Genomic DNA, 13069 nt, shown 5'->3' with positions numbered 1-13069 from the left:
CGGCCTCGCGCCGGGCTTCTTTTTTCTGAGTAGAGCCACGCCGCGCGTCGCGCTACGGTGAACCCTGCGAAAGATCAATCCACCGCCGTGCCATAACTCTCGGCGAGGATGGCCTTGTACTCGGCAAGTGATGGCAGGCCCATCGCCCTGCGTCGCGCGTCCAGCCCGGGCATGTCTTCGACAGGGCGAAGCCGCATCACGCCGTCGTCGCCCTTTACGAACTGGCTGCCGTAGCGCAGCGGCTTGCCCTGCGCCACCAGCACGCGGTCGGTGAGCAGGGCTACGTCCGCACGGTCAGCCTCATCTGCCTTGGCGGCGCGCTCGATCAATGGCAGCACCTTGGCCTGGAAATCAGGGTCCTGGTCAGCATGTTGCACCAGCAGCCAGGCCGCCTTGGCGCCATCGCGACCCACCTTCGAACGCGTCGGCCAGCCCTTTTCAGCGATCACGGCCTTCAGCCACTCCGCATTGGCGCTGGCCACGGGAAGGGTGCTCTTGAAGGCCTCGCTGCCGCCGGCCGCGATGGCCGCATGCTGCGCGGCCTGGTCACGGGACTCACGGTCGAGGAGTTCCTGGCGCAGCGCAGCGTCGATCAGCCCGGCACGCTGTTGCTGCATTGCTTCCGCACGGGCCAACATCTGTGGCCACGCCGGTTCGGCGCGCAGGGCATTCAGGCCTGGACGATCCTTGTGCAGCAGGTCCTCCAGCGGAAGGCGGTCCTGGGCCAGCAGCGCGAGGACGTAGGCCATCGCTGCGGCGTGGTCACCGGCGGCAGCGGTGCATTCGACCAGCAACAACTCGCCGCCGTCCGGGAAGCGCTCGTTGCTGCGATACATCGCGCCGAGAGTATCGGCACAGCCTTTGAAGTTGTCGTCCTGATAGCGCTGCAGTGCCTCGAAGAACGAACCGGCCCCGGCCGCATGAGCGCTGCCGGCCACAGCCAGCAGCGCAAGCAGTGCCGGTGCCAGGCGGAGTGCGTGGATGGATGCCATCGGGTCTTCCTCCATGAAGGGCGTTGCATGGGCAAGGCCATGCTGCCGGTTCCTGCAGTGTGCCAGTGTTGGCTGCTCTGGACGAAGTGCGACGCCTTGCGTGGCTCTACTGCAGCTGTGCTTCCAGCTCGGCCAGCCGGTCCAGTCGCCGCTGCCGGCGGCGGCCAGCCCATGCGCCAGCCAGCGCTGCCACCACGACGACCGCAGCGTTCAACCACAGGTTCAGTGCCCAGGTCCGGGCCGGCAGCGCCCCGGGCGCGTCGGGTCCCGCCTGCATTGCGGTAAGCGCCATCCACACCAGCCCGCCCCAGACGGCCAGGGACAGCCAGATGTTGACCCGCCAGATCTGCATCGAGATGCGCGCGCGCTGGCGCTCGAACGCCAGCAGTGCGGCCGGAGCCAGGCCGCGGCTACGCCACTGTCGCCGCCGTTGCACGAAGATCCAGCCGGCCACGGCCAGCACGAGAGCGATCAGGCCCCACAGCAGCCCATGCGCGATCAGCTTGCGCGGATCGAGCAGGGCGCGGACGCAGTTGGCCACGGCCACCACGGTGATCATCAGTTCAACGGCCGAGCGCAGGCGGATCCAGCGACTGCGACGCTCCGCCTCGCGCTGCAGTGCGGCTACATTCACCGCAGGCAGGCCGGGCTGCTGCTGCCACAGGTCCTGCAGATCGCTCCACTCCGGGTTGTCGGTTGCCGGTGTCATCGGGTGCCTCCCATCCGCTCACGTAGTTGCCGGCGTGCGCGGCTCAGGCGCTGGGCAACGGTATTCTCTTCAAGGGCCAGTGCCTGGCCGATCTCGCGCTGCGAAAAGCCCTCCAGGGCAAGAAGCACTACCTGGCGCAGGCCCAATGGCAGCTGTTGTACCGCCCGCAGCAGGGTGTCCTGCTGCTGGGCGCGCGCGGCCTGCTGCTGAGGGTCCGCATCGGGATCGGGCAGGTGGTCGTCCAGCGCGCTGCCGCGATGGCGCTGCTCACTGGCCAGTGCATCCATCGCACGGTTGTGTGCCACCCGCGCGATGAAGGCGCGCAGCGTGCCTTCTTCGCCGCGCCAGCGTGGCAGCGCCTGCCACAGGGCGATGCTGATCTCCTGCAGCAGATCGTCGCGACGCGCCGGTTCGCGCGCATAGCCGCCGGCCATGCGTGCGAGCAGGGGCCAGTGCGCCTGCAGCACCTCTGCGATGTCGATGGACTGCATACTGCCCACCCGCGCTCCTCAGCCGATGCCGTCCGCGAAAGCGTCGCGGTAGATCCAATAGGATACGTAGCCGAGAAGCAGCAGGGGCAGCAGCAGCCACGGCTGGTACGGCAGCGCCAGCAGCAGCACCGCATTGAGCAGCAGGTAGGCACCGAGCGGACGCCAGCCTTCGCGCAGCAGCCGCAGGTTGTCGCGCAGGGCAGCCCGTACAGGCATGCCATCCAGCAGCGCACGCGGCAGGGTTGTCAGCAGCAGCGTGCCCAGCGGCAGACCGCTGGCCAGCACCAGGGCGATCTGCAGGCGGGTGACCGTGGTGGCCAACACCGCGCTGTCACCCAGGGCGAAGGCACCCGCAGCCGCGGGCCCGGCCAGTACGCCGGCCATCGCCACCTGGCCGGCGAAGACCACTGCCGAGAGCAGCGCCAGTACCGCGACCGTCGCGGGACGTGCACGCAGTCGGCGGCCTGCCTGCAGCGGCGCGAAGCGCCCACCGCGGACGAACTGATCCAGCATCAGCAGGGCCCACATCGACACCAGTGGCACCACCAGCTTGGACAGCACCACGCCGGCGGCCGGCACGCCCAGCTGCAGCACGAGTTCCACCAGCATCGGCAGCAGCGCCAGCACGAACAGGCGCAGCGGTGCGCGCCGTAGCATGCCTGCACTGAGCATCAGCCAGTGCAGCAGGCGTCGGGAGGACCATGGCTGGCTTGCTGGGGCGATGGCGGTGGCGATATCCGTGGCGTGCATCGGGTCTCCAGACGGGGTGTGTTAGGTCTGAAGACGGGGCCAGCAGAAAAAACCTGACATCGCTTCTGCTGGAATCGCCTGCAGGTCGCCACCGGCGACGCGCTTGGGTAGAGCCACGCCACGCGTGGATGCTCTTCTCAGCCACGCATGGCGTGGCTCTACCGGAGCTGGGTTCGGCTAGAATCGCCGGCACTTCGCCCCGCGCGACGCGCCCGCCCCACGCCAGCAGGATGTACCGTGAATTCCCAGCCCGCACCGATCACCGCCCTCAACCACACGCTCGACAACGAGCCGCAGCAGATCACCGCGCCGTTGACCCACTCGGCCGCGTTCCTGGTGCTGAAGGTGAAGGACGATGCCGATTCCATCGCCAAAGTGCGCGAGGTGCTGGGCAGCACCGATGACCTGATCAAGAACACCGCCATCCGCGATATCGAGCGCACCTTCACCTGCAACGTGGCCATCGGCCACCGCGTGTGGGAGGCGGTGGTGGGCAGCACGCCGCCGCGCGAGCTGAAGCCGTTCCGCGAGATCAAGGGTGCGACCCACACGGCCGTGTCCACCCCGGGTGACCTGCTGTACCACGTGCGCGCGCGCACCATGGACCTGATCGTCGCCTTCGAGCGCAACCTGCTGATGGCCTTCGGCAATGCCGTGGAGACAGTGGATGAGGTAGCCGGCTTCCGCTACTTCGATGGCCGTGACCTGCTGGACTTCGTCGATGGCACCGCCAATCCGGAAGGGCTGTCGCTGCCGGAAGCCACGATCGTCGGCGATGAAGACCCCGAGCACGCCGGTGGCAGCTACGTGGTGGTGCAGAAGTACCTGCACAACCTGGACGCCTGGCGCACGCAGAAGACCGAGGCGCAGGAAGCGATCATCGGCCGCACCAAGCACGACAACATCGAGCTGGACGATGCCCCGGCTGACGCGCAGAAGTCGCACAAGACGCTGTGCACCATCGAGGATGCCGACGGCGAGCATGAGATCCTGCGTGACAACATGCCCTTCGCCAACCCGGGCCGCGGCGAATACGGCACTTACTTCATCGGCTACACGCGCCGCCTGTGGGTGATCGAGCAGATGCTCGAGCGCATGTTCATCGGCAACCCCGCGCCGCTGCACGACCGCATCCTGGATTTCTCGACCGCCACCACCGGCGTCACCTTCTTCGCGCCCTCGCGCAGGGTGCTGGCCGACCTGGGCGAATAACCACGCGTCATGCGTGGATGAGCGCTCCATCGCTGCGGGAGCGCCAACCAAGGTTGGCGGCTACCGCTGCTCGCGGGTGGCAGCGCTCCACGCACGCAGGCCGAACACCGCCAGGCCCAGGAAGAACACGTACAGCGCCGCGGTCACGTGCAGTGACTTGAACAGGTACGTGCCCACGTAGACCACGTCCACCGCGATCCACACCCACCAGCACGCCACGTGACGGCGCGCCTGCCACCACTGCCCGACCAGGCTCAGCGCGGTCAGCATCGCATCCAGCCACGGCAGTGCCGCATCGGTGAAGCTGTGCATGGCCGTGCCCAGGGCGATGCCACCGCACAGGCCGATGGCCAGGTCGCGCAGCGCCTTGCCGCGCGCCAGCGGCACGATGCGGATGCTGCCTTCGTCAGCGACATGCTGGCGCCAGTTGATCCAGCCATAAACCAGGAACCCACCGAAGGCGACCTGCAGCAGCGTGTCCGAATACAGCTTGGCCTCGGCGAACACCATGCCGTACAGCGCCACCGACAGCAGGCCCACCGGCCAGGCAGCCAGCCGGCGCCGGGCCATCAGCCAGACGCCGAGCACGCTGCACAGCGCGGCGGTCCACTCGAGCAGGACGCCGCTCACAGCGCGAACGTCACCGACAGGCGCGCCTGTCGCGGTGCACCGGGGAACAGGTAGTAATCGCCGCCGCTGCTGCCGGTATCGCGCCAGTAGAAGCGGTTGAACACGTTGTCCACCGACAGGTTCCAGGTCACCGCACGCTCGTGCATGCGATGCTGGAAGCGCAGGCCCGCATCGAACACCGAGTAGTCCGGCGCACGCACGCTGCCATCGGCGCGGGCCACGTTGGAAGAGGCATAACGCCAGCCACCGGTCAGATCCAGGCCCTGTACGAAGGGCAGCGCATAGGCCAGGTGCACGCTGGCACGCACCTTGGGCACGTTCACCAGCTGGTGGCCCTCATAGGCCGGCGTACCGGCATCGCGTGCACGGGCCTGCAGCACGCTGGCGCTGGCGACGATCTGCAGCGCATCGGTCAGCTGGCCGTTGGCGGTCAGTTCCAGGCCGCTGTGGGTCTGCGTGCCCTGCTGCACGAACGTGTAGCCTGCATCGCTGTCGTCCGGCTGGGCGAACTGGTACGGCTGGGAAATGCGGAACAGCGCCGCGCCCAGGGTCAGCGTCTGCACCGGCACGTACTTCACTCCCACTTCCAGCTGGCGCGACTGCACCGACGGCAGGAACTCATCGGCATTGGAGGTCCAGAACGGCGCCTCCTGGCCCAGCGAGATGCCGCGCACGTAGCTGCCGTAGACGTTGAGCTGGTCATTGGCCTTCCACACCAGTGCGGTCTGCGGCAGGAAGCGCGACAGGCGGCTCTGCCGCTGCAGGGCGCCGCGCTTGTCATAGGCACGTTCGTCCAGACGCACGAAACGGCCGCCGGCCAGCCACTGCCAGTCATCGCCGAAGCGGATGCGGTCCAGCGCGAAGACGGCGGTCTGGCGGCTGTCCAGGCGACGCGCGGACGGGCCCGGCTGCAGCGGCGAGGGCTCGTACACCGGTACCTGTGCATCGTGGATGTTGGCGCTGCCCACGTATTCGTTGACGCTGGGGCGGCGGTCGACGGTGCGGCGGAAATAGTCGGCGCCGACGGTCAGCTCGTGGCCGACGCTGCCGGTATCGAAGCGGCCACGCAGTTCGGCACGCGCCTGCTGGTTGCGGCGGGTGTCATCCGGGCTGCGGTAGTCGTAGATGTCGTAGTCGCCATTGGGCGCGAAGTAGTTGCCCGGCGTGCTGCCATCGGCGCACTGCGCTGTGTAGTAGCAGCCGTAGGCGAAGGCCACGTTGTCATCGATGACCGAGCGGCTGTAGCCCACCGACACGCGCGACTGCCAGCGCTCATTGAAATCGTAGGTGTGCAGGGCGGTGACGTTGGTGCTTGCGATATCCACCGGGCGCTGCCACGGCTGGTAGCCAAGCAGGTGCTTGCGGTCGACGCCGCGCGGCAGCTCGCTGGCGCCCAGCAGCTGGTAGCCGGACGCCGAGCGCTGCGTGCTGGTCTGGTAGTTGGCATCCACTTCCAGCTTGCCGCGTTCGCCAATGAACCAGTCAGCGGCCAGCGAGTAGAAATTGCGGTTGCCGTCGGCGTGCTCGACGTAGGAATTGCTGGCGTCCCACGCCGCATTGAGGCGCACGCCGAATCGCGGCGTGATCCAGTGGCCTACATCGGCCGCGACATAGCGCGAGCCTTCCGAATCGGTGCCCAGGGTGACGGTGCGCACTTCGGCCGGGCGCTTGCCCACGTAGTTGATGATGCCGCCCGGCGCCATCACGCCGGCAGCGAGGCCGGCTTCACCCTTGAGGATCTGCACTTCCTGCACGTTTTCCAGGGCCAGGCGCTGTTCGCCGGCGATGGCCAGGCCGTTGAAGCGGTAGCCGGTGGCCGCGTCCAGGGCGAAGCCGCGGATGGCGATGTTCTGGTAGTAGCCGATCGGCGCGTAGGCATCGCCCAGCGAGGCATCGTTGCTGGCCAGCTCGGACAGCGAACGCACCTGGCGACGGTCGAGGTAATCGCGGTCAAGCACGTTCACCGAGGCCGGCGTGTCCTTCCAGCTGCCGCCGCCGAAGGCATTGGCGCGCGAGGTATCGGCTGCGGGTTTGCCGGCCTGCACGCGCACGGCGGCCAGCTCGGTCGGCGATTGTTCGGCGCCAGAGGCGTCCACGTCGGGGGATGCCTCGGCAGCGCTGGCATGCAGCGGCAGGGCGGCGCAGAGGGCAAGGGCGAGCAGGGTGGGGCGCAGGCAGCGGTTCATTCGGTTCGTCTTCTGACAGCAAGGGAGACGAAGCGACGGCGCACGGACGCACCTGCCCGGAACGGGGGTGCGACTGCTGCTCAAAGCTCCCTACGCCGGTGCAAACCGGATCAGGTTCCAAGGGACTCTCTCAGCCTGGCAATCCAGGCACCCCCGCTTCAGATCACCATTTCACTACAAACGGTACGGATTTGCGAGCGTTGGGGTCAGAGCCCTTAGCTGCGCAAAGGGCTCTGACCCCTGCCTGCCCTCACGCCACCGCGCGCAGCGCCTGCAGCAGCCCTTGTCCCGCCTCGCTGTGGAACCACGCCGGGTGCCCCAGCATGAACGGCTGCCAAGCCACGTCGGCATTGGCGGTGGAGCCGGTGACGCCTTCGAAGTACTCCACTTCGGACAGTGCGAAGTCGAAATGGACCATCGGCAACAGGTCGGCCAGCAGCTGCACGCGCCCGGCCGACAGCGGCAGCACCTCGCGGTAGCCCTGCAGCAGGGCCAGGGCGATGTCGATGCGCACGGCGTCGTCGCCGCGTTCCAGTTCCAGCCAGGCCACGGCGTTGCGCTCGATGGCGGTGGCCAGGTCGAACAGTGCGCTGGTGGGCGAGGCCAGGCCGAAATCCAGCACGGTGGCCACCGCGCCGTCGGCATCCCACAGCAGGTTGGAGACGTGCCAGTCGTTGTGCGCCCACAGCCGTGGCTCGTCGCGCAGGCGCGCCGGCAGGCCCTCGTGCCAGGGCAGCACCTCCGCGCGCAGCTGTGCCTGCCAGGGAATGCGCGCCAGGTAGCGCCCCAGGCCGGGCCGGTTCGGCAGGTCTGCCTGCAGCGTGGCGATGGGATCGTCGGCGCGGATCAGGTCGTCGCGCGCCACCAGGATGTGGGTGCTGCGCTGGGGCGCGTGGAAACTGGCCGAGGCCTGGTGCAGGCGCGCCAGCATCCGCCCGGCCTGCAGCGCCTGCGCGGTGTCGGTCAGCAGCGACCACGACACCGCATCGCGGTACAGATCCGCGCCGGCGCCGGCCGCGTGCAGCTCGTAGGTCCACGGCCCGTGCTTGACGGCGGTCGCGCCGTCAGCGGCGGCCAGCACCTGCACCACCGGCACGCCATGCGCGGCCAGATGGGCGATGAAACGGTGTTCTTCCTGCAGGCAGGCCGCGTTGCGCACACTGTGGTGGTGGCGCTTGATGAACACCCGGCCCATCGCGCCCTGCACGATCGCCGCCGCCGACAGTGGGCGCGGGCTGTGCCAGTGCAGCGTGCTGTCCGCCGCCAGTGCCGGGTACTGCGTGCACAGCCACGCCACTTCGTCGGCGCGGATCGCCGGCCAGTCGGCAGCGACCTCGTCGTTGTTGAGGCCCTGCACGCGATGGGGGGAAGAAGTCATGCCGCAGCCGCTGCCCGGAAAGGAGTCACCAAGGCTGCGCATTCAACGCCATGGGCGCTGCCGGCGCAACCTGCGCGGGACAAACGAAAACGGGCAGATCCAGGATCTGCCCGTTGCCGGAATCATCAAGCGGCGGCGCGCTTACCAGCCGCGATGACGGCCGCGGTCGTGGTAGTGGCGGCGGTCATGGCCACGGTCGTGGTAGCCGCGGCTGTAACCCCGGTTGTAACCGCGATCGTAGCGACGGTTGTCGTAGCGACGGTCATAGCGGCGATCGTGGTGGTCCTTGGTAGTCAGGTTGCCGATGGCACCACCGGCCACCGCGCCACCGACGGTCGCGGTCGGGTCGCCGTTGGAGATCAGATGGCCGGCCACGCCGCCCACCACCGCACCGACCACGGTGCGCTTGTCCTTCCTCGACATCGCGCTGGCATCGCTGACCACCGCGACGCCGGCCAGCAGGGCAAGGGCCATCGCCAGGCCACGGAAGCTGATTGCGGACGTACTGATCATGTTCGGTTCTCCTGTCTGGGGCTTGCCACGGTGGGCAGGGAGGGCGGAGGCGCCCTGGCTGACGTGCTGTCCAAACTGGTCTTCCAACATTGTCGGAACATTGCGCCTGGGCAGCCTGCGGCGTGCGTATTCATCTAGCGTCATGGGCGATGAAGCGCACCTGAAAATCCGCCTGAACGGGAGCTGCAGCACGCGCGGCCGACATCATTCCTTCAGGAAAACAGGAACGGGGTCAGAGGCCTTTCCTGCGGAAAGGGATCCGACCCCGCCTGGATCAGTGGCCCATCGCGCGCTGGGTCTGGCGCTGCTGCTCCTGGTGCTGCTGGCTGTCCTGCTGCATCACGTTCGGTGCACCCTGCACCGCGCCGCTGTTCAACGCCATGCTCTGTTCGCTGGCGGCCTTCACGTCCACCGCCGCACGCATCGCGGCCGGGTCGTTCATCGCGCCCTGCACGGCGAAAAGGCGCTCGCCGTTGGTGCTGGGCACCACCGAATCAATGCGCTGCAGGCCGGCTTCGTGCGACTGGCGGGTCAGCGATGCGGCAGCGGCTTCCAGCGAATGGCGATCCTTGAAGGTGCCGGCCGGCAGCTGCTCCAGGCTGTTCACCGCCTGGTTGTACATCGGGTTGCGCGGGTGGCGCTCGTCGTTCAGCAGTGGGCGTTCGCGTGCTTCCTGCATCGCGCCCTGGGTCTTCGGGCCGATGATGCCGTCCACGGCCAGGCCGTTGTCCTTCTGGAACTGGCGCACCGCCGCTTCGGTGTTGCGGCCGAACTTGCCGTCCTCGAACAGCGGCTTGCCGTCGGCACCGACATAGCCCAGGTGGCCGAGATTCTCCTGCACCTTGCGCACGCCTTCGCTGTGGTCGCCCTGGCGATGGATCTCGTTGCGTGCGGGCTGCGGTGCGGCCGCGGTGGCCTGTGCCGGCGCGTCCTTGCGCTGGCCCTGCTGCTGCGTCTGGGTATGGGTCTCCAGCAGGTCACGCGCCTTGTGCAGCGGATCGGAGGCGAACAGCTTCCAGTTCGGGTGGTTCTGCACCTGCTTCAGGTAGTCCTCCACCGGCATGGTGTGCACGCCCTGCTTGCCGGTGGACTGGCTGATCAGCAGCTTGTCGGTGTTGGGATCGCGCACCACCATCACGATGTGGTCGATGCCGTTCCAGTGCTCGTGCTTGGTCTTGGCCGTATCCAAGCCGATCACCATGCCTTCCTTCAGCGCACCCGGCTTGAGGATGTCGTCGCGCTGCAGCAGCACGCCCGAATCCTTGTAGGCCTGCTGCACGATGCCGCCGGAGCCGGCGAAGCCCAGCTTGATGCGGTCCGCATCACCGTAGACGGCGTGGCCGGCCTTCTGGTTGATCTCGTCCTGGGTCTTGTTGAGCATCGTGCCGACCCAGCCGGAGCAGTCCACGTAGCCCTGGTCGACGTTCTTGCCGGTGATGCCGTTGCCACGGTAGTACTGGCTGGACGGGATGTTGATGGCGTACTTCACGTCGTCGTACTTCACGCCGGCCTCGTAGGCGGCGCTGAGGCTGATGCCCGGCTTGTCCTGGTTGGCGGCCACGGGTGCGGCCACGGTGGCGGCGGTCGGTGCCGGCACCGTCTGTGTCGGGCCGGCCGGTGCCTGCACCGGGGCGCTGCGTGTCGGTGCATCGGCGCTGATCGGCGCGATGTTCTTTTCCGGAATGCTGATGCCGTCGTACTTGCGGTCGTAGTACTGGGCGAACGTGCTGGCCAGGTCCCTGTCGTTCATCGTGCTCATTTCCGCACGCGTGTGGCCGGTCAGCGCCTGGATGTCACTGCCGATCTGGCCCATGATCCGCGGCCGCATGTTGATCACATCGCCGTGGCCATCACGCACCACGCCGAAGGTGCCGGTGGCGATGGCGGTCTGGATCGAGCCGTAGCCGGCCGCACCCTGCTGGTGTGCCAGATACAGATCCAGGCCGGTCGGCGAGGCTTCGCCGGACAGGTACGGGTGACCGGTGCGCTCATGGCGCTTCTGCATGTCGGCCAGGTTGCGCTGGAACATGTCCGCCGCCGCTTCGGTGTTGCGGGTCGGGTCGTACTCGTGGCCGGTCAGGCCGTACTGGCGCGCGGAGGACGGCAGGAACTGGAACAGGCCCTTGGCGTCGGTGCGGCTGTTGTGCGCGCGTTCGTCGAACTGCCCGCCGGTCTCGATATGGGCGAAGCGCAGGAAATCCTCGCTGGAAATCCCCTTGCGCTGGGCGACCTGTTCGATGATGTCGAGAACTTCCTGTTTGCTGTAGTCACGCTGTGCCATGACGTTTTCCTCTGGGGTTGATGGAGCGGCCTGGGCCGCGTTTCGCCAACCGGACTCATCCTTGAGTCATCAACATGTCGGTCAACAGGTACTGCGATGTGTGCTTACTTTGCGACGTAGGCCTTGCGGGCGGCGTCATAGCGGTACTGGCGCGCGTCGGCGGCACCCAGCGCACGGGTCTGGCCCGGGGCGGCGATGGTGGTGCCGGTTTCGCTCACGCGGATGGCCGGCAGATCGCTGCCCGGCACGGCCTCGAAAGCCAGCGTGCCCTGGCTGCTGACGCAGGGCATCACTGCACCATCGTCGCAGGCCGCCGAATTGTCCTCGCCGGTGATCACGGTGCCGGCGCTGGCCCAGACCTGGCCATCCTCGGATTTCTCGTAGTCCGGGTTGAACAACAGGATCTCGTAGCTTTCCACGCTGACGCCGCTGCTGAAGGCGCGGGTCGGCACGGCCAGCACCAGCTTGCCCGACGCCGTGCGGTGTTCCACCGGCGCGCGCTTGCTGTCCACGTCCGGCGCGCTGCCGTAGCCACCGATCGCGCCGATCCACGGTTCAGCGCCCTTGAACACCCACGGGCGGTCCGGCTTGTCGCCGGTCAGGGTGAAGGTGGCTTCGGAGAGGGTGACGCGGCTGTCCGGGCCGGCCTCGTCTTCGCCGGCCTTGCCGAACTTCTGCGGGGTGTTCCAGGCAAAGCCGGTGTAGTAGCGGGTGCCGGCCACTTCATAGGTGTGGCCGAACCAGAAGGTGGCCACGCTGCCGTTGGCCACTTCGTAGGAGACGGCGCCATCGCCGTCCACCTGGTAGATGAAGTACAGCACGCTGCCGGCATCGGGCGGCGTGGCAACGGCCGCGGGGGTCGCGGCGGCGGTAGCGGAGCTCTGCATCGGGGCAACTTCCTGTCGTGGCGCGTCGGCGCCCTGCGGTGACGCGGTCGAGGTAGAAGGGGTGCATGCGCTGGCCAGCAGCGAAACGGCAAGACCAGCCAATGCCAGACGCAATCGCGTACGGGCCGGTGCCAGGCAGACGGTGGGGGAATGGATCATGCGCCTCTCCATGGTGTGCGGGCGCTGGGCAAGACGGCCAACGCAGAAAACCGTCCACCCTCGAAGGGGCAGCACGATGTAGCGATGAGCCGGTCGATTCCTTCGACCTCGCATGGGAGAGCCCATCGCGGCGGATCATGGCACAGCCGCGACGGCGATCACAGGGGAGGCAGACGTGAAGGCGTGAGCAACCCCGTGAAACTGCGAACCAGTTCTCAAATTTTCCCGTCACGCAGGTAGTCGAACAGTTCGGCGTCACCCTTCAGGCCCAGCTTGAGCATCGCATCGCCCTTCTGCCGGCTGATGGTGCTGACGCTCTTGTGCAGCTGCAGGGAGATTTCCTTGACCGTCATCCCGGTGCCGAGCAGGCGCAGCACTTCTACCTCGCGCGGTGACAGCGGCTTGCCGTCCCCTTCACGCATGCGCCAGCCGCCGGCTTCCTCCACCCGCTCGCGCAGGCTGCGGCTGATGTAGGACTGGCCGCGATAGACCGTCTGGATGGCCTGCGGCAGTTCCTCCATCGACGAGCTCTTGTCGACCAGGCCGAGCACGCCGCAGTCCAGCACCATGCGCAGGATGGCCAGGTTGTTGGACACGCTGAGCATCAGCACCGGCAGGTCGGGGTAGCGCCGGCGGATCATGCCGATCATCGCGAAGCCATCGGCCTGCGCGCTGCCGGGCATCGAGTAGTCGGTCACCAGCATGTCGCAGGGCTGGCTGGCCAGCACGGCCATCAGCGCCTGCACGCTCTCCGCTTCGCCGACGACCCGGCCGACGCCGCTGGCTTCGATCACGGCACGGGTGCCGATGCGTACTACGGGATGGTCGTCTGCGATGATGATGCGCAAGGTCATGATCTAGTATGGCCTTTCGGGCAGTGC

General features: G+C 67.6%; 12 protein-coding genes and 1 riboswitch. Of the genes, 1 reads left to right on the top strand and 11 read right to left on the bottom strand.

Annotation, left to right across the window (positions count from 1 at the left end):
* Positions 1-74: 74 nt before the first annotated feature.
* The 4 genes from NQ204_RS04575 to NQ204_RS04560 form a co-directional block, all read right to left on the bottom strand.
* Positions 75-992: a DUF6624 domain-containing protein gene (locus NQ204_RS04575; RefSeq protein ID WP_243402643.1), complete on the bottom strand. Its 918-nt coding sequence runs from the start codon at positions 990-992 to the stop codon at positions 75-77.
* A 106-nt stretch (positions 993-1098) separates the two neighbouring features.
* Positions 1099-1701 carry a hypothetical protein gene (locus NQ204_RS04570; protein ID WP_116862852.1) on the bottom strand — a complete coding sequence of 201 codons (603 nt, stop codon included), beginning with the start codon at positions 1699-1701 and terminating at the stop codon, positions 1099-1101.
* Positions 1698-2192, bottom strand: a complete 495-nt coding sequence (locus NQ204_RS04565; protein ID WP_116862853.1) for an RNA polymerase sigma factor — start codon at positions 2190-2192, stop codon at positions 1698-1700. The genes NQ204_RS04570 and NQ204_RS04565 overlap by 4 nt, the downstream gene beginning before the upstream one ends.
* 18 nt (positions 2193-2210) lie before the next feature.
* Complete coding sequence (locus NQ204_RS04560; protein ID WP_116862854.1) at positions 2211-2942, bottom strand: hypothetical protein; 732 nt, start codon at positions 2940-2942, stop codon at positions 2211-2213.
* Positions 2943-3179: 237 nt separating this feature from the next.
* Here NQ204_RS04560 and NQ204_RS04555 point away from each other — a divergent pair, with 237 nt between their 5' ends.
* Positions 3180-4154 carry a Dyp-type peroxidase gene (locus NQ204_RS04555; RefSeq protein ID WP_256643197.1) on the top strand — a complete coding sequence of 325 codons (975 nt, stop codon included), beginning with the start codon at positions 3180-3182 and terminating at the stop codon, positions 4152-4154.
* 60 nt (positions 4155-4214) lie between these two features.
* On the opposite strand, the gene pnuC is transcribed toward NQ204_RS04555, so the two are convergent.
* The 7 genes from pnuC to NQ204_RS04520 all read right to left on the bottom strand — a co-directional run bounded on the left by pnuC (position 4215) and on the right by NQ204_RS04520 (position 13042).
* Positions 4215-4772, bottom strand: a complete 558-nt coding sequence (gene pnuC / locus NQ204_RS04550; protein ID WP_116862858.1) for a nicotinamide riboside transporter PnuC — start codon at positions 4770-4772, stop codon at positions 4215-4217.
* An 8-nt stretch (positions 4773-4780) separates the two neighbouring features.
* The gene (locus NQ204_RS04545) at positions 4781-6970 is read right to left on the bottom strand and encodes a TonB-dependent receptor (RefSeq protein ID WP_256643196.1); all 2190 of its coding nucleotides are present in this window, start codon (positions 6968-6970) and stop codon (positions 4781-4783) included.
* A gap of 70 nt (positions 6971-7040) precedes the next feature.
* Positions 7041-7135: riboswitch (TPP riboswitch) on the bottom strand.
* Positions 7136-7220: 85 nt separating this feature from the next.
* Entirely contained in the window at positions 7221-8348 is a 1128-nt protein-coding gene (locus tag NQ204_RS04540; protein WP_256643195.1) for a phosphotransferase enzyme family protein, read from the bottom strand.
* A 141-nt stretch (positions 8349-8489) separates the two neighbouring features.
* Positions 8490-8861, bottom strand: a complete 372-nt coding sequence (locus NQ204_RS04535; RefSeq protein ID WP_079224772.1) for a glycine zipper 2TM domain-containing protein — start codon at positions 8859-8861, stop codon at positions 8490-8492.
* A gap of 274 nt (positions 8862-9135) precedes the next feature.
* Positions 9136-11142, bottom strand: coding sequence for a peptidoglycan-binding domain-containing protein (locus NQ204_RS04530; protein WP_256643194.1), 2007 nt, complete (start codon positions 11140-11142; stop codon positions 9136-9138).
* A 104-nt stretch (positions 11143-11246) separates the two neighbouring features.
* The gene (locus NQ204_RS04525) at positions 11247-12029 is read right to left on the bottom strand and encodes a hypothetical protein (RefSeq protein ID WP_256643193.1); all 783 of its coding nucleotides are present in this window, start codon (positions 12027-12029) and stop codon (positions 11247-11249) included.
* Positions 12030-12403: 374 nt separating this feature from the next.
* The gene (locus tag NQ204_RS04520; protein ID WP_116864762.1) at positions 12404-13042 is read right to left on the bottom strand and encodes a response regulator; all 639 of its coding nucleotides are present in this window, start codon (positions 13040-13042) and stop codon (positions 12404-12406) included.
* Between the last annotated feature and the right edge of the window lie 27 nt (positions 13043-13069).

It is taken from the genome of Stenotrophomonas testudinis (genome assembly GCF_024499815.1).
Lineage (GTDB): Bacteria > Pseudomonadota > Gammaproteobacteria > Xanthomonadales > Xanthomonadaceae > Stenotrophomonas.
The sequence above is the reverse complement of the archived record's forward strand: the minus strand, read 5'-3'. Positions and strand labels throughout refer to the sequence as shown.

Excerpts from the sequence above, each read along its gene's own strand:
- NQ204_RS04575 (WP_243402643.1), bottom strand. The coding sequence starts at position 992 with ATGGCATCCATCCACGCACTCCGCCTGGCACCGGCACTGCTTGCGCTG.
- NQ204_RS04570 (WP_116862852.1), bottom strand. The coding sequence starts at position 1,701 with ATGACACCGGCAACCGACAACCCGGAGTGGAGCGATCTGCAGGACCTG.
- NQ204_RS04565 (WP_116862853.1), bottom strand. The coding sequence starts at position 2,192 with ATGCAGTCCATCGACATCGCAGAGGTGCTGCAGGCGCACTGGCCCCTG.
- NQ204_RS04560 (WP_116862854.1), bottom strand. The coding sequence starts at position 2,942 with ATGCACGCCACGGATATCGCCACCGCCATCGCCCCAGCAAGCCAGCCA.
- NQ204_RS04545 (WP_256643196.1), bottom strand. The coding sequence starts at position 6,970 with ATGAACCGCTGCCTGCGCCCCACCCTGCTCGCCCTTGCCCTCTGCGCC.
- NQ204_RS04540 (WP_256643195.1), bottom strand. The coding sequence starts at position 8,348 with ATGACTTCTTCCCCCCATCGCGTGCAGGGCCTCAACAACGACGAGGTC.
- NQ204_RS04535 (WP_079224772.1), bottom strand. The coding sequence starts at position 8,861 with ATGATCAGTACGTCCGCAATCAGCTTCCGTGGCCTGGCGATGGCCCTT.
- NQ204_RS04530 (WP_256643194.1), bottom strand. The coding sequence starts at position 11,142 with ATGGCACAGCGTGACTACAGCAAACAGGAAGTTCTCGACATCATCGAA.
- NQ204_RS04525 (WP_256643193.1), bottom strand. The coding sequence starts at position 12,029 with ATGCAGAGCTCCGCTACCGCCGCCGCGACCCCCGCGGCCGTTGCCACG.
- NQ204_RS04520 (WP_116864762.1), bottom strand. The coding sequence starts at position 13,042 with ATGACCTTGCGCATCATCATCGCAGACGACCATCCCGTAGTACGCATC.